General features: G+C 54.9%; 16 protein-coding genes. 6 read left to right on the top strand and 10 right to left on the bottom strand.

Annotated elements, in window-relative coordinates; genetic code table 11:
* Window positions 1–30 precede the first annotated feature (30 nt).
* Genes chuY through OGX93_RS06890 form a run of 5 tightly spaced genes read right to left on the bottom strand, consistent with a single transcriptional unit; the run spans window position 31 to window position 5472 of the window.
* Window positions 31–654, bottom strand: a complete 624-nt coding sequence (gene chuY, locus OGX93_RS06910) for an anaerobilin reductase (RefSeq protein WP_012133484.1) — start codon at window positions 652–654, stop codon at window positions 31–33.
* Window positions 654–1148, bottom strand: a complete 495-nt coding sequence (gene hutX / locus OGX93_RS06905; protein WP_275055194.1) for a heme utilization cystosolic carrier protein HutX — start codon at window positions 1146–1148, stop codon at window positions 654–656. The genes chuY and hutX overlap by 1 nt, the downstream gene beginning before the upstream one ends.
* A gap of 12 nt (window positions 1149–1160) precedes the next feature.
* Window positions 1161–2498 carry a heme anaerobic degradation radical SAM methyltransferase ChuW/HutW gene (gene hutW, locus OGX93_RS06900; RefSeq protein ID WP_049010050.1) on the bottom strand — a complete coding sequence of 446 codons (1338 nt, stop codon included), beginning with the start codon at window positions 2496–2498 and terminating at the stop codon, window positions 1161–1163.
* 20 nt (window positions 2499–2518) lie between these two features.
* Window positions 2519–3343 carry a heme/hemin ABC transporter substrate-binding protein gene (locus OGX93_RS06895; RefSeq protein WP_049010046.1) on the bottom strand — a complete coding sequence of 275 codons (825 nt, stop codon included), beginning with the start codon at window positions 3341–3343 and terminating at the stop codon, window positions 2519–2521.
* A gap of 2 nt (window positions 3344–3345) precedes the next feature.
* Window positions 3346–5472 (bottom strand): TonB-dependent receptor, encoded by a 2127-nt coding sequence (locus OGX93_RS06890; protein WP_012133480.1) that lies wholly within the window; start codon window positions 5470–5472, stop codon window positions 3346–3348.
* Window positions 5473–5756: 284 nt separating this feature from the next.
* On the opposite strand from OGX93_RS06890, the gene cueR reads away from it, so the two are divergent.
* Window positions 5757–6173 carry a Cu(I)-responsive transcriptional regulator gene (gene cueR / locus OGX93_RS06885; RefSeq protein WP_104869161.1) on the top strand — a complete coding sequence of 139 codons (417 nt, stop codon included), beginning with the start codon at window positions 5757–5759 and terminating at the stop codon, window positions 6171–6173.
* Here the strand turns inward: cueR and OGX93_RS06880 are convergent, their stop codons facing one another.
* Together OGX93_RS06880 and OGX93_RS06875 are read right to left on the bottom strand one after the other, a co-directional pair.
* Window positions 6174–6626 carry an NfeD family protein gene (locus OGX93_RS06880; RefSeq protein WP_047458358.1) on the bottom strand — a complete coding sequence of 151 codons (453 nt, stop codon included), beginning with the start codon at window positions 6624–6626 and terminating at the stop codon, window positions 6174–6176.
* Complete coding sequence (locus OGX93_RS06875; RefSeq protein ID WP_012133477.1) at window positions 6623–7540, bottom strand: SPFH domain-containing protein; 918 nt, start codon at window positions 7538–7540, stop codon at window positions 6623–6625. The genes OGX93_RS06880 and OGX93_RS06875 overlap by 4 nt, the downstream gene beginning before the upstream one ends.
* Before the next feature lie 149 nt (window positions 7541–7689).
* Here OGX93_RS06875 and fetA point away from each other — a divergent pair, with 149 nt between their 5' ends.
* Window positions 7690–8367, top strand: a complete 678-nt coding sequence (gene fetA / locus OGX93_RS06870) for an iron efflux ABC transporter ATP-binding subunit FetA (RefSeq protein ID WP_047458355.1) — start codon at window positions 7690–7692, stop codon at window positions 8365–8367.
* Window positions 8354–9133, top strand: coding sequence for an iron efflux ABC transporter permease subunit FetB (fetB, locus tag OGX93_RS06865; protein WP_047458353.1), 780 nt, complete (start codon window positions 8354–8356; stop codon window positions 9131–9133). Before fetA ends, fetB begins: the two co-directional genes overlap by 14 nt.
* A 72-nt stretch (window positions 9134–9205) precedes the next feature.
* Here fetB and OGX93_RS06860 read toward each other — a convergent pair whose 3' ends face one another.
* The 3 genes from OGX93_RS06860 to tesA are packed head-to-tail and all read right to left on the bottom strand — an operon-like array spanning window position 9206 to window position 11543.
* Entirely contained in the window at window positions 9206–10060 is an 855-nt protein-coding gene (locus OGX93_RS06860) for a co-chaperone YbbN (protein WP_102987557.1), read from the bottom strand.
* A 60-nt stretch (window positions 10061–10120) separates the two neighbouring features.
* A complete protein-coding gene (locus OGX93_RS06855) occupies window positions 10121–10891 on the bottom strand; it encodes an SDR family oxidoreductase (RefSeq protein ID WP_047458350.1) in 771 nt (256 codons plus the stop codon).
* Between the two features lie 28 nt (window positions 10892–10919).
* Window positions 10920–11543: a multifunctional acyl-CoA thioesterase I/protease I/lysophospholipase L1 gene (gene tesA, locus OGX93_RS06850; protein WP_047463735.1), complete on the bottom strand. Its 624-nt coding sequence runs from the start codon at window positions 11541–11543 to the stop codon at window positions 10920–10922.
* Between tesA and ybbA the strand changes: the two genes are divergently transcribed.
* The 3 genes from ybbA (at window position 11514) to OGX93_RS06835 (ending at window position 16056) form a co-directional block, all read left to right on the top strand.
* Window positions 11514–12200: a putative ABC transporter ATP-binding protein YbbA gene (gene ybbA, locus OGX93_RS06845; protein WP_012133471.1), complete on the top strand. Its 687-nt coding sequence runs from the start codon at window positions 11514–11516 to the stop codon at window positions 12198–12200. The two genes, tesA and ybbA, sit on opposite strands and share 30 nt — an antisense overlap.
* Window positions 12197–14611: a putative ABC transporter permease subunit YbbP gene (gene ybbP, locus OGX93_RS06840; protein WP_286449418.1), complete on the top strand. Its 2415-nt coding sequence runs from the start codon at window positions 12197–12199 to the stop codon at window positions 14609–14611. The genes ybbA and ybbP overlap by 4 nt, the downstream gene beginning before the upstream one ends.
* A gap of 302 nt (window positions 14612–14913) precedes the next feature.
* Window positions 14914–16056 (top strand): porin, encoded by a 1143-nt coding sequence (locus tag OGX93_RS06835; RefSeq protein WP_071259860.1) that lies wholly within the window; start codon window positions 14914–14916, stop codon window positions 16054–16056.
* The last annotated feature ends 19 nt before the right edge of the window (window positions 16057–16075 follow it).

Below are 16075 nucleotides of genomic sequence, written 5' to 3'. Positions count from 1 at the left end.
TGCGGCGCGGATGTCCGCGCCGCGAGGGGATCACACCGGCTTTAGTTCAGGCTCAACCAGACTGTAGATCTGATTGTTAAGCGCAGGCGCGCAGGCCAGTTCATGAATATGGGCGGCGACATCCGCACGCATCACAAACCCGTGGCACTCCTGTCCCTGGTAGCGCTGCGCTTTACCTGTCGCATCGCCATTCAGTAAACCGCCTGGCCGCAGGATGGCATAATCCAGCTGACTGGTTTGCAGCCAACTTTCCGCCAGCGTTTTTTCCCGCACGGCCTGGCCGAATGCGGCTTTCGCGCGAGGGGATAAAAATGCCCAACTGTCGCCGCATCCCAGCGACGTCACCAGAATCATGCGTTTGATGCCCACTTTTTCGGCTTCATCAATAACGGTTCTGTGCGCCAGATAATCCTGGTTTCCCCCCATTGATGAAATGACAAGCGCCTCCGGCCCTGCGGCATGGCAGGCGCAGGACACGACGCTTGCGTCGCAGGCATCGCCAATAAATACCTGAACGCCTTTGCTTTGCAAAAGGGCCGCGGTTTCCGGGTGACGAATCACGGCAACGACCGGGCGCTGTTGCGCCAGCGCGAGTTCAAGCGTTCTGGCACCCACGCCTGTACCGCCGGCACCGAAAAGTAACCACGGCGTCATCAGGTGTTTTCCTTCAGAGAGGAGGCCAGTGTGCGGAAGGCGTCAACCTGTTCGCCCAGTAGCTGACGATGCTCGTCGCGACCGAGGAAGACTTTAAACATGGCGCTGCCCGCCTGGTTGAGGAACAGAATAGACGCAGTGTCCATGCCCATAAACTTGCGTTCCACTAAGGCGATGTGCGTGCAGTTTTCCGCTTTGATATGGCCGGTCATGCCTTTTTTACCGCGCAGATTGAAATAACCGTGACGATGGAAGCCGGAGGGCAGTTCACCGGTAAATTCGAGAATGACATCGGCGGTGTGCACCAGGGTTGTGACTTTGCCCCATTCGCTGACGGTGTCCCAGACGGTATCGAATTTATCGCCGCTGACCAGGGTATGAGAGGGCAGGTTTTTGACTACGTCTAAAAGCGTGGTGTTGTACTGTGCGGCGATCGCTTCCAGCGTTCCGTCCGGCTCAGTGCGCAAAAAATCCTGTAAAGAGACATGGCTCATAAGTTACTCCTTTTATGGTTTATCTACCGCGATGCGCGGTGCGTTAAGTTCCTGAATCAGCTCGTCAAGAGACTGCAAAATATTGCTTGCCCAGAAGCGTCCTTCGTTGGTCAGACGCAGGCAGGTTGACGCATCGCGGGTCAGCCCCGCGTTGTGCCATTGGGTCAGTAACGGAATCAGTTGCTCCGCGTGAGGCGTCAGCTCATCAAGCGGTACGCGCGCCGTTTCAATCCCCGCCTGTAACGTATGGCGCCACTGAAAGCCGCGTTCGGCGGTACGCATCATCATCATTAACGGCTTTTTCCCGGCGGCTATAGTTTCATGCCAGGTGGAAAGGTTTCTCTCCACCATCCAGGAGTAGCCGTTGACCGAACCGCCTGCGCCGGAGCCGAAGGCGAGGCAGTCAGCGCCTTGCTTGATCAGCAGATTGTACAGGTTGCGTTCTCGGGTGGTACGCGCCCAGTGGCTGTTGCTGATGCAGCGCCAGCCCGCGCTCTCCATAAAATCGCAGCCCTGAAGGTAGAGGTCGCGACGCGCTGAGGGGGAAGGAACGGTCGTCCGGCCACTTTCAACCGCTTTACCGAGCGGCGTATTGGGAAGCAAATTCAGCGCATACAGATCGATCCCATCCAGCCCGATATCGCGGGCTATCGCCAGATCTTCACCCCACAGGGCGGCATCCTGACCGGGCAGGCCGAACAGCAGATCGCACACCACGGCGGCGCGATCCCGCCGCACCAGGCCGTTCATAAAGGCGATGGCGGTTGGGCCGTCCGAGGTGCGCGCCATTTTCTTGCGGATCTTGCTGTTGAAAGACTGAATGCCGATAGAAAACCGATTGGCGCCCGCATCAAGACAGGCATCAACACGGGCATCATCAAAGTTGAGCACCCGACCTTCGATAGTGATTTCGCAATCCGGCGCCAGCGGCAGTTTTTCACGCAGCGTGGTGATGATCCTGGCCAGATCCCTGGCCGACAGCGCAGATGGCGTTCCGCCGCCGAAATACACCGCATGAATGGGCGCTGACTGGTGCAGCGTGCTGTCGGCTTCCATCTCTATTTCACGTAGCAGAGCGTCGGTATAGCGTGCGCAATGATCCTCTTCAAAGCGGTTCTGATAAAAACCGCAGAAAGTACAGTGGGTTGCGCAAAAAGGGATATGTAAATACACCAGTCTTTTGCGCGGTGGAACGGTCTGGCTGATGACGTTCTGCCAGGTTTGCGACAATTGCTCTTTTGCAACAGGAATCGCACCACGCCACGGCATTGTGGCCCGACGATCCTTAAAGGGCTGGTTCCCCTCCAGCGCGAAATGTGGAGTGAGATCCAGCGTGTGTTGAGTATTCATAATTGTAATGCCAAATCCATTTAATGAGGCCAGAGTTGCTGGTGCAGAGTTTCAACGGCGTCAGCGACGCGGGGACCCATCCCCAGAATCAACGCCTGATCAATGGCGACGATCCGCTGATTTTTCCAGGCGGAGGTATGGGTGATACCGGCAATGGCGCGCAGGCGATTGATGTCGCCCTCGACCATCTGTGATGTCACAACAATCACCTGCGGATTTGCCGCAATCAGCGATTCCGCGCTGTAACTTTTATATTGCGCATGCTGGGCGACATTCTGCGCGCCTGCGAGGGTCAGAATCGCGTCAGCGACGCTGCCCTTACCGGCGATCTGCGGGGCGCTGCCCCCCGCAGAAAGAATAAACATCGCCTTAACCGGCGCGCCTTTCGCCTTCACGCTGTCCTGCACACGATCCAGTCGCTGGCGAATGTGGTTAACCAGCGCGTCGCCCTGCTCAGGAACCTGGAGTGTGTTCGCCAGGGCATGAATATTGGCATACATCTGGTCAACGGTGGCCGGAACGCGCGGCAGGGTGACAACGTTGACTTTTTGGGTGCGCAACTGCTCCAGCACAATATGCGGACCTGCGTCCTGCCAGGTAATAAAGCTGTCCGGGCGCAGCGATAAAATGCCTTCACTGTTCAGTTGTTTCCAGTAGCCAATATGCGGCAGTGCAGCGGTTTCGGGGGGATAAGAGGTGGTTTCATCCACCCCGACAACGCGATCGCCGATGCCCATCGCAAAAATAAGCTCGCTGAGAGAGCCGCCCGCCACCACCAGTCGTTCGGCCGCCTGCACGCTGAAGGCGCTAACCAGCGCCAGCAAGCCAATGACAAGTCTCTTCATCGTCAGAAATTCCACGCAAAACCAATCGCTGCGTTAAAGCCCGCCGCTGGAATAGATTCATGAGCGGTCTGATAACGTTTATCGGTCAGGTTGTTCAGCGCCAGATTGACCTGATACTGATCCTGCGGACCAAACTCAGTATTAAAGGCGAGGTTAAGCGTCGCCCAGCCCGGATAGCGAATTTCAGTCTCTCCCGTGTTGTCTTTGGCGCTGGATGCCGCACGGATGAAGAGATCGGAAGTGATATTCGCGGCATTGAGTAGCAGCGTGTGTTTCAGACCTGCGCGGCCTGTCAGCATCGGTTCGCCGGTATCCCAGGTTTTCTGCACGTCGCCTTCATACTGACGACGAATCAGGTTGCCGCTCAGATAAGGCGATACGGCCCAGGCGTTGTATTCCGCCGTCAACTCCATCCCCCAGGTTTTGGCGCGGTCGATGTTGTCGTAGTAGTAGGATGAGGTGCTGCTGCCATTACAAATTGCTTGCCCTGAACAGGCGAGACTGGCGATATAGTCTTTGGCTTCGGAGTAGTAAATCGCCCCGTCAATCAGCCACATATTGCCTTTGTAACGCGCACCCAGCTCATAGTTATTGGAGTGCTCAGCCTTCAGGTCAGGATTGCCATAGGTGATTCTGCCGCCCGCAGACGTTTGCATAAACAACTGAACCAGCGTCGGGAAGACATATCCCTGAGCATAGGCTGCGCGTAGCTCAAGATTATCAAAACCGGAGTAACGCAGGCTGGTTGAGGTGACTAACTCATCGTCATGCGCTGACTTTCCACCGGATGACTGCCAGGTTGTGCCGCTCAGACTGTCGCTACGGTTCAGTTTAGAAGAGAGCCAGTACTGACGTGCGCCGACGGTCCAGGTCCAGTCATCGGCAAAACGCCAGTCGTTTTGCGCAAATATTGAGGCGTTACCTTGTTCAGCCTCAATATGTGACAGGGTATTGGTCTGGATATCGAAGACGCCGGTTGCCGCTGTCTGACGCGTGCTGCTATTGGTGTCCTGCTTCACTTTGTCGTGCTGATACTGCGTCCCGATAACCAGCTCGTTGTTTGCTGGCAGTGAGAAGTTGCTCTGTAACGTCACACCCTGCGTGTACTGTTTATCATTGGTGTTGGTCTGATTGCTGACTGTCAGCGCCTGAATCATCGGGCTTGGGATTACCTGGGTGGTTTTTACCCGATTCTCAAATTTACGCTCAATGGTCTGGCTGTAAGCGTCGAGGTGGATTTTTTTCAGGTAATCGCCATCGGCATCATAGTCATAGAAAACGCCGACCTTTTCGCGTTCCAGTTTCGGAATACGGACGCTGAATTCGTCATACTGGTTATCCGCATCGCTAATCCAGGTTTGGGTAGACGTTTTGTAGCGATCGAGTGATAGTCCAAATTTATGGCGATCGAGATTGTAGCCAAGCCAGACGCCCTGGCTGTTGTTGCGGAAATTGGTGTTGGGCAATCTGCCGTCAGGCGTGTCGCGGTTGCCCTGATCGGAATAACTGCCGTTAATGCGGTAGTCAAAGTTGCCGATGCTGCCCCAGGCGGCGGCCGACTCCTCCCAGCCTGCGGTCGCGGAGTTGTAAACGGCTTTGACGCTTCCGCCGAGCGGCTTATCGCCGCCTTTTTTCGTAATAAAGTTCACCACGCCGCCAATGGCCTGCGAGCCATAGAGCACCGAGTAGGGGCCTTTAACGATTTCAATACGCTCAAGCGACGATTCATCAATGAGCAAGCCGGCGCCGTAGTTTTGCCCGGCGCGCTGATAGCTGACGACCTGGCCGTCAATCAAAATTAATACGCGTGAAGAGGCTTCGCCGCGAATGCGGATCTGTTTGCGTCCTGCCAGAGAGTTATCAGTAACCTCAACGCCGGGGATGTCCTGTAGATCGTCCGCAATCGACACGCTGGTGGAATTCTGTATGGCCTGGCGGTCGATAACCTGAATCGTGGCCGGGCTTTCCCAAAGGCTACTTTCTGAGCGGTTAGCGGTGACGATTAACGTGTCGTCATCCGATACTTTATGATGTTGTGCTGTAGTTGTCGTGGCTGCTGAAACAGCACCTGAAACGCATAATGTCAGGGCCGAAAGAATAAATGGCCGTTGGCTAATCCGTGGCAACATGTGAGAACCTTTATGAGTATGTAAATGATCATCATTATCATTCGCGTTTATATAGAAGATGTATCCACAAGTTCAAGGTTGAAAGGTGTATAATTAATGCACCTTTGATCTGTATCAATATGTTGCAAGCAAGACAACCATAAGTGTGAGCGAGATCGCACATAACAGTAGGATTGCTAAGGATTTATTGCACAGGCGCCAGGGGCATTCCACCCCGTGATAGCATGGGGGCGATGTGGGTTATAATGAGCTTCGGCATCAACATGCTCTGCGGGGGGGGAGATGTGAATATTAGCGATGTTGCGAAAAAAACAGGCTTAACCAGCAAGGCTATTCGATTTTATGAAGAGAAAGGGCTGGTGACGCCGCCGCTGCGCAGTGAAAACGGATACCGCACTTACAGCCAGCAGCATTTAAACGAGTTAACGCTGTTGCGTCAGGCGCGTCAGGTCGGTTTTAACCTGGAAGAGTGCGGTGAACTGGTGAATTTGTTTAACGATCCGGGGCGCCATAGCGCAGATGTGAAAAAACGTACGCTGGAAAAGGTCGCTGAGATTGAACGCCACATCAGCGAATTGCAGGCTATGCGCACGCAATTACTGACCCTGGCGGAGTCATGCCCGGGTAATGACAGCGCCGATTGCCCGATCATTGATAATCTTTCCGGCTGCTGTCATCACAAAGGTAAAGCCCGCCGTTGATCACACGGCCTTAATGCGCAACGTTATCCCTTCGATGGCAATCACCTCCACCTGCGTTCCGGCGCTCAGATCCGCGTCGGCGCTGACGGGCCAGGAGCTGTCGCCGACGCGCATGTGGCCGCGTCCGTTGACCAGCGCGGTTTCCAGAATAAAGCGGTGGCCTACCAGCTGTTTCCCGCGTTGATTGAGGTGACTGTCAGCCGGTTTTTGCTCACGCACGCGCCGTGCCAGCCACTTCCACCACAGCCAGGCCGCCAGCAGCGTCAATACGGCGAACATAACGCCTTGCCACTCCCAGCCGAGTGGCACCAGCCAGACCACCAGGCCAGTAATCACGGCGGCGACACCGCTCCACAGCAGGTAGCCGTTCCCTCCCAGCATCTCGGCGGCCAGCAGTAGCCCACCAAGACTCAGCCAGAAAATATGCGGGTGAACCAGAATCATCGCTATCATGATTTGTTCCGTTCGCTGGTGCTGTCCTTGATAAGTTCGGTGATCCCGGCAATGGAGCCCATCAGACTGCTGGCGTCCAGCGGCATCATGACAACCTTACTGTTGCCCGACGAACCAATCTGCTGCAACGCTTCGGTGTATTTCTGCGCCACGAAGTAGTTCACCGCCTGAATATCCCCGGCGGCGATCGCTTCAGAGACCATCTGGGTGGCGCGGGCTTCCGCTTCGGCGGAACGTTCACGCGCTTCAGCCTGTAAGAAGGCAGACTGGCGTTCGCCTTCCGCTTTCAGGATCTGCGACTGTTTTTCACCCTCAGCTTTCAGAATTTCAGCCTGGCGCACCCCTTCCGCCTCCAGAATGTAGGCGCGTTTGGTACGTTCTGCTTTCATCTGGGCGTTCATGGATGAAATCAATTCCGCCGGTGGACGAACATCGCGGATCTCAATACGCGTAACCTTGACGCCCCAGGGATTGGTGGCCTCATCGACAATGTGCAGCAGGCGCGTGTTGATGCTGTCGCGCTGGGAAAGCATTTCATCCAGCTCCATTGACCCCAGTACGGTACGGATGTTGGTCATGGTGAGGTTGATAATGGCCAGCTCAAGATTGCTGACTTCATAGGCCGCGCGCGGAGCGTCGATAACCTGAATAAAGCACACTGCGTCAATGGTGACGTTGGCGTTATCTTTTGAGATAACCTCCTGCGACGGGATATCGAGTACCTGTTCCATCATGTTGATCTTGCGACCAATTCTGTCCATAAACGGCACCACCAGGCTCAGGCCTGGTTGCAGGGTTTTGGTGTAACGGCCAAAACGCTCCACGGTCCACTGGTATCCCTGTGGGACAATTTTGACGCCTGCGCCGACTATCACCAACGCCACGAAAATGAGAATAGGGATAAAAATAAGCATTGATAAACCTCCTGTCGTGCTGTCCATGTAAAAAAACGGTCTTTGCGGTCTGTTTAATCAAATTATACCCGATTAATCAAAGTGAGTTCCCCTCTTATAAATTACAGGGATACACTGTTTACTTTAAAGATGTGAAAAATGGATGTGAGATGAAAGAGAGCAGCCCTTTGCTCCAGCTAAGAAAGGTGGGATACCAGGCTGGCGCCACGAAAATTCTCAATAACATCAGTTTCATGCTGAATGCCGGGGAATTTAAACTGATTACCGGCCCATCCGGGTGCGGTAAAAGCACATTGCTAAAGATTGTGGCGTCATTAATCAGCCCGGATACGGGGGATATCCTGTTTGAAGGCGAAGAGATTGCCACGCTTAAGCCCGAAACTTACCGCCAGCAGGTCTCTTATTGCGCCCAGACGCCAGTGCTGTTTGGCGATACGGTGTATGACAACCTGATTTTTCCCTGGCAGATCCGCAACAAAACGCCGGAACCGAAGGCTTTTCTTGCCGATCTGGCGCAGTTTGAGCTACCGGAAACCATTTTACAGAAAAACATTACGGCGCTTTCCGGCGGGGAAAAACAACGTATCTCATTGATCCGTAATTTACAGTTTCTGCCGCAGGTTCTGCTGCTGGATGAGATCACCAGTGCGCTGGATGAGCGTAATAAAGAGAATGTGAATGACATTATTCATCGCTATGTTCGCGATAAAAATATTGCCGTGCTGTGGGTAACACACGATAAAGATGAAATTAATCATGCGGATAATGTGATTACGCTTCAGCCTCATGCCGGAGAAATGCAGGAAGCTACCTATGAACGAGCATAATATAACGAATGAGTCGCTGGCGTTATCGATGATGCTGGTGGTTGTGGCTATTCTGATTAGCCACAAAGAGAAACTGGCGCTGGAAAAAGATATTCTCTGGAGCGTTGCCCGTGCGGTAATCCAGCTTGTTATCGTCGGCTATGTTCTGAAATACATTTTTGGCGTCAATCACGCCATCCTGACATTATTGATGGTGCTGTTTATCTGTTTTAACGCGGCGTATAACGCGCAAAAACGCAGTAAATATATTGATAAAGCGTTTACCTCGTCGTTTATTGCGATTACGACCGGAGCGGGGCTGACGCTGGCGGTACTGGTATTGTCAGGATCTATCGAGTTTACGCCGATGCAGGTGATCCCGATTTCCGGCATGATTGCGGGTAACGCGATGGTGGCGGTAGGGCTGTGCTACAACAATCTGGGCCAGCGATTCAGCAGCGAGCAGCAGCAAATTCAGGAGAAGCTCAGTCTGGGCGCAACGCCGAAAACGGCGTCTGCGGGGCTTATTCGCGACAGTATTCGCGCGTCGCTGATCCCGACCATTGATTCGGCAAAAACGGTTGGGCTGGTGAGCTTACCGGGGATGATGTCCGGGTTGATTTTTGCCGGTATCGATCCGGTAAAAGCGATTAAGTATCAGATAATGGTGACTTTTATGCTGCTATCCACAGCAAGCCTGTCGACCATTATCGCCTGCTATTTAACCTACCGGAAATTCTATAATTCGCGCCACCAACTGGTGGTGACGCATTTAAAGAAGATGTGATGCCAGGGGGATCGGTATTTTTAGCGTTTGTAGGCCCGATAAGCGTAGCGCCATCGGGCAAAATGCAGCGGATTAGTACAACAGCGCGTACAGCTGACGGCGGAATTTCGACGCCAGCGCATCGCCGGTGCCTAACGCGGCGAGGATCTCCTGGAACGTTTTCCGTGCCTGACCGTCTGCGGCGGCGAGATCTTTCTTCAAATGGCTGAACAATAACTCCAGCGCCTCTTCGTTACGCCCGACCTGATGCAGTTGCAGCGCCAGTTGCGCCGCCAGCGCTGCATCTTCTGGATTGTCCGCAACCTGCTGTTGCAGTTGCTGGATTTCCGGGGTGTCGGCCGCCTGTTTCAGTAAATCAATCTGCGCGACCAGACCCTGATAGCGGGTGTCCTGATCCTGTAACGGAATGGTTTTCAGCACGGCTTCGGCGTCTTCCGTACGGTTGAGGGCAATCTGGGTTTCCACCAGCAGCAGGCCGATCTCGCCGTTCTGATGAGAGAGCTGCCAGGCGTCTTTCAGCAGCGGCAGCGCTTCAATGTAGTTGCCTTCCTGCATCAGTTGCATCGCCTGCTGCGCTTTCAACTCTTCTTCACGCGGCAGCACTTTGTCGAGCAGCGCGCGAATCGCTTCTTCCGGCTGCGGCCCCTGGAAGCCGTCGACCGGCTGACCGTTCTGGAACAGATACACGGTAGGAATAGCGCGCAAGCCAAACTGGGAGGCGATCATCTGCTCGGCGTCGCAGTCGAGCTTCGCGAGGATAAACTGGCCGTTGTACTGTGCGGCAAGGCTTTCCAGCACTGGCGTCAGTTGCAGACAATGCTGGCTGCGTTCAGACCAAAAATAGAACAGAACCGGGGTGGTCATCGACTGTTCGAGGGTCTGTTGCAGGTTAGATTCGTTAATATTGACAATATTTTGTACGGACATGGAGTCACTCTCTTTATGTCTGGTTCTCTTTTACATGGGGGCTGACGCGCGCGCTTCAACTCAACCCTGCAAAATTTTGTCCATCGCGCGTCCCGGCAGCACGCGCTTCAGCAGCGTGATCGCCCACGTCACCATCGTAACCGGGTAGCGTAATTTCGGTTTGTCGCTCTCAAAAGCATGGCGGACTTTAGCGACAACGGCTTCTGGCCCGAGCGTAAAACGCGCGGCAATCCCCGGATTTTCTACCGGTTTGTCGCTCTGGGTCTGGCTGACGTTATCGGTAAACCGGGTACGAATCGGGCCGGGTTCGATCAGGCTGACCTTAATACCCGTGTGGCGCAGCTCCATGCGCAGCGCATCAGACCAGGCTTCCAGCGCATATTTGCTGGCGGCATAGGCGCCGCGCCCTGGCGTGGAGATCAGCCCCATCACGGATGAGGTCATCACAATGCGCCCTTCGCCGTACGGCAGCATAGCGGGGAGCAGGCGCATAGTGAGCTGGTGCGCGCCAAAGAAATTGGCGGAAAACTGCTGCTCCATCTGCGTGCGGCTGATAGTGGTAAGCGGGCCATACACGCCGTATCCGGCATTGTTAAAGATCCCATATAAACGATTATCGGTCAGGGCGATCACGTCGTCTGCGGCGCGATCCACGCTTTCCGGCGAGTCGAGGTCGATCAGCACGCCGGTGAATCCCATGCTGTTCATCCGCGTGACGTCATCGGGTTTACGGCAACCTGCCAGAATTTGAAAACCCTGACGTTTCAGTTCAAGAGCGCTTTCCAGACCGATTCCGCTGGAACATCCTGTAATTAAGACCGATTTTTGCATAACTTTACCTGTCAGGATCTCCGTTGATTTACGAGTCGTGGTTAACTAATGGGGTTAGTTGTTGCGCCATCCAGTCAGCAATAAACGGCTGGGCGTCGCGATTAGGATGAATACCGTCGTCCTGCATCCATTGTGGTTTCAGATAAACCTCTTCCATAAAAAAGGGCAGAAGCGGAATATCAAACTCTTTAGCAAGCCGTGGGTAGATGGCGCTAAAGGTTTCATTATAACGGCGACCATAGTTTGCGGGCAGACGAATTTGCATGAGCAACGGCTCGGCGTTTGCGGCCTTCACATCCAGCAGGATTTTACGCAGGGTTTGCTCGGTTTGCTGAGGTTGAAAACCGCGCAGGCCGTCATTGCCGCCAAGCTCGACCAGAACCCAGCGGGGCTGATGCTGCTTCAGCAGCGCAGGCAGACGCGCCAGGCCTTGCTGCGAGGTGTCGCCGCTAATGCTGGCATTGATGACCGGCGTTTTATCCTGCCATTTGTCGTTAAGCAGCGCAGGCCAGGCCGCGTTGGCGGACATGCGGTATCCGGCGCTCAGGCTGTCACCCAGAATTAATAACGTGTCCGCTGCGGCGGCGCGGAACGTTAACAGGACCAGAAACAGGAAGGGCAAATGCCAGCGGAAAACATTGTTGAAGTTCATCGTCTTAAGAAGTCCGTCGGTCAGGGTGAGCATGAGCTTTCCATCCTTACCGGAGTTGAACTGGTTGTCAAACGCGCCGAGACCATTGCGCTGATCGGCGAGTCAGGATCGGGGAAATCGACGCTGCTGGCGATTCTGGCCGGGCTGGATGATGGCAGCAGCGGCGAGGTGAATCTGGTCGGGCAGTCTCTGCACACGATGGATGAAGAGGCGCGGGCGCAGCTGCGCGCGCAGCATGTCGGCTTTGTTTTCCAGTCTTTTATGTTGATTCCCACGTTGAATGCCCTGGAAAACGTTGAACTGCCCGCCTTGCTGCGGGGGGAGAACAGCGGGAAAAGCCGCGATGGCGCGAAAGCGTTGTTGGAACAGTTGGGTCTGGGGAAACGTCTTGATCATCTTCCGGCCCAGCTTTCCGGCGGCGAGCAGCAGCGTGTGGCGCTGGCGAGAGCGTTCAACGGGCGGCCAGACGTGCTGTTTGCCGATGAACCGACGGGAAACCTTGACCGGCAGACCGGGGATAAAATCGCCGACCTGCTGTTTTCGCTTAATCGCGAACATGGCACCACCCTGATTCTGGTGACGCACGATCCGCAGCTGGCGGCGCGTTGCGACCGGCGATTACGCCTGGTGGATGGGCAGTTGCAGGAGGAGGCATGATTGCACGCTGGTTCTGGCGCGAATGGCGCTCACCTTCCTTACTGATTGTCTGGCTGGCGCTGAGTCTGGCGGTGGCCTGCGTGCTGGCGCTGGGCAATATCAGCGACCGCATGGAAAAGGGTTTAAGTCAGCAAAGCCGTGATTTTATGGCCGGAGACCGGGCGCTGCGCAGTTCGCGCGAGGTGCCGCTGGCGTGGATTGATGAGGCGCGCAAACGCGGTCTGAAAGTGGGCGAACAGATGACTTTCGCCACCATGACCTTTGCAGACGATACGCCGCAGCTGGCCAGCGTCAAAGCGGTGGATGACGTTTATCCGATGTACGGTGAGCTGCAAACGAATCCGCCGGGGTTAAAACCGCAGCCGGGTTCCGTGTTGCTGGCGCCAAGACTGATGGCGCTCCTCAACCTGAAAACGGGTGACAGCATCGACGTCGGTGACGCCACGCTGCGTATTGCTGGCGCGGTGGTACAGGAGCCGGATTCCGGGTTTAACCCTTTCCAGATGGCTCCACGCCTGATGATGCACATTGCGGATGTTGAAAAAACGGGCGCAGTACAGCCGGGAAGTCGCGTGACGTGGCGCTATAAGTTTGGCGGTACGCCGCAGCAGCTGGACGGCTATGAAAAGTGGCTATTGCCGCAGCTTAAGCCTGAACATCGCTGGTACGGACTGGAACAAGATGAAGGCGCGCTGGGCAAATCGCTTGAACGCTCGCAGCAGTTCCTGCTGCTGTCGGCGCTGTTAACGTTGCTGTTAGCAGTCACGGCCGTGGCGGTGGCGATGAGCCACTACTGCCGCAGCCGCTACGATCTGATTGCGATCCTCAAAACGCTGGGGGCGGGCAGGGCGCAGCTGCGCAAACTGATCGTCGGGCAGTGGGGGATGCTGCTGGCTCTTTCCGCCGTGACGGGAGGCGCCATTGGGTTACTGTTCGAGAACGTGCTAATGGTGCTGCTTAAACCGGTGTTACCCGCCGTTCTGCCGCCAGCCAGCCTCTGGCCGTGGCTGTGGGCGCTGGGAACGATGATCATCATTTCTTTGCTGGTTGGACTGCGTCCGTATCGTTTGCTGCTGGCGACGCAGCCGTTGCGTGTGCTGCGGCGTGATGTGGTTGCGCGTGTTTGGCCGCTGAAGATGTATCTTCCGGTGGTCACGGTTGTCGTCGTCGCGCTGCTCGCGGGGTTGATGGGCGGCAGCATGTTGCTGTGGGCGGTGCTGGCCGGCGCGGTGGTGCTGGCGCTACTTTGCGGTGTGCTGGGCTGGATGCTGTTGAACGTGCTGCGCGGTATGACGTTGACATCGCTGCCTCTGCGCCTGGCCGTAAGCCGACTGCTGCGCCAGCCGTGGTCCACGTTAAGCCAGCTCTCGGCTTTTTCGCTCTCCTTTATGCTGCTGGCGCTTCTGCTGGTGCTGCGCGGCGATCTGCTGGATCGCTGGCAACAACAACTGCCGCCGGAAAGTCCGAACTATTTCCTCATCAATATCGCTTCTGAACAGGTGGTGCCGCTGAAAGCCTTCCTGTCTGAGCATCAGGTGATCCCGGAGGCATTCTTCCCGATCGTGCGGGCGCGACTGACGGAGATTAATGGTCTGCCGACCGAAGGAAATCAGGACGAAGCGCTTAACCGTGAGCTGAATCTGACGTGGCAGGATACGCGCCCGGATCATAACCCGATTACCGCCGGAAGCTGGCCGCCAAAAGCGGGAGAGGTCTCGATAGAGGAAGGGCTGGCGAAGCGGCTGAATATACAACTCGGCGATCGCGTGACCTTTATGGGCGATACCCAGGACTTTAGCGCGACGGTCAGCAGCCTGCGCAAAGTAGACTGGGAAAGTCTGCGGCCTAACTTCTTCTTTATCTTCCCCTCCGGCGCGCTGGACGGGCAGCCGCAGAGCTGGCTTACCAGCTTCCGTTGGGAAAATGGCAACGGCATGCTGACGCAGCTTAATCGCGAGTTCCCGACCATCAGCCTGCTGGATATCGGCGCGATCCTGAAACAGGTCGGTCAGGTGCTGGAGCAAGTCAGCCGGGCGCTGGAGGTGATGGTGGTGCTGGTCACGGCCTGCGGCATGCTGTTGTTACTGGCGCAGGTTCAGGTCGGAATGCGTCAACGTCATCAGGAACTGGTGGTCTGGCGCACTTTAGGCGCGGGCAAAAAACTGCTGCGCACCACGCTCTGGTGTGAATTTGCCATGCTGGGTATGGTCTCCGGGCTGGTGGCGGCGATCGGCGCGGAAACTGCGCTGGCGGTGCTGCAAAGCCAGGTGTTCGATTTTCCGTGGGAACCGGACTGGCGCGTGTGGATTATTTTGCCCGTCTGCGGCGCATTATTACTTTCATTATGCGGCGGATGGCTCGGCGCGAGTCTGTTAAAAGGCAAAGCGTTATTTCGCCAATTTAATAATTAATTTATAGATGTGATGATCACACACCGGTTTTTATACCGGTGTGTAGTTTTAATAATATAATTTATATACGTGATGATTACGCACCGGTGTTTATACTGGTGTGTACTCCCTATGTGGCACGAATTGTTAACCCCTCGATTTTTAGTAGCACAAAACATTAAAAACCCGCCAACACGACAGGATTAATACCAGTTAATATTTAATTGCTAAATAGTTAGCGGGCTATGCCCGTTGTTTTTTACGTTGCCGGTATTTTGCCAGCAGTGCGAATAATGACGGGTAAATCTACCAAGGAAAATATAATGACAATAAAAAAAACAGCGCTGGCGGCATCGATCGGCGCGGCAGTGGCATTAACGTCTTTCGCATCTCAGGCGGAAATCACTGTTCTGAAACAAGATCCACAGGCGGGTAATCCGCTGAGCCGTCTTAACTTCACCGTTGGCGGCAGTATTCGTCCTCAGTTCCAGAATATGGCTGGCGACGACGGTAAAAATGGTTACAAACGTAATGGCTTCGATGGCGGCACCCGTTTCCGTTTCGCGGCTGATTACTATCTGTTTGATGACATTAGCTGGGTCAGCTACTACGAGCTGGGCGTTAACTTCCCGGCGATGTTCAACTGGGATAACCACTACGCAGACGGCGCGAACGACACCACTCGTCGTATGCTGTACACCGGTCTGAAAAGCGATACCTGGGGTACGCTGACTTTCGGTCAACAGAACAGCGTTTATTATGATGTGGTTGGCGTGAAAACCGATATCTGGGACTATGACATGATTGGTCAGGCGCCAGGCAACGGTATCAACGGCGACTACGACGGTTCTTACCGTACCCGTAAATCCCTGAAGTATAAGAAAACAGTTGGCGACGTCGATCTCTACGCGTCTTATCTGTTCAGCGATGATTACAACCCGAACAACGGCCTGCGCTACAAGCGTAAAGGCGGCGGTTCTCTGGGTGCGGATTACCACATCACGGACGATCTGACCTGGGGTACGGCGTGGAACTATACGCGTGCGGAAATGCGCCCAGGTAACGGCGGCGACGGTAAAGACTACGATCAAAATATCGTTGGTACTGCGCTTAGCTGGACGCCGGATAACTGGACCTTCGCGCTGGGCGGCGGCTGGTATCAGAACTTCATGACCACCAAACGCGTAGACGCGCATGACTACTTTGCGGGCGACGCATGGGGTGTTGAATACTTTGCCGGTTATAAATTCCCGATCAACCAGTATGCGGTGAAATCTATTCAGCCGTACTTTATGGGTGACCGTATTGAATATGTGAACGGCCGTAACTACCAGCGTATTGATAATGGCGTTGGTATTAGCTTCCAACTGGATTATGGTTTCCGCGTGGATTACGAACACGTATTCACCTCCAGCACCGACGATCTGGGCGATATGAACCTGGTTCGTCTGCGTTACGACTTCTAATTGACGCCTGCCAAACCGA

The sequence above is a fragment of the Citrobacter sp. CK195 genome (assembly GCF_030333365.1).
Classification (GTDB): Bacteria; Pseudomonadota; Gammaproteobacteria; order Enterobacterales; family Enterobacteriaceae; genus Citrobacter_B; species Citrobacter_B koseri.
This window is presented reverse-complemented; position numbering and strand designations above follow the sequence as displayed.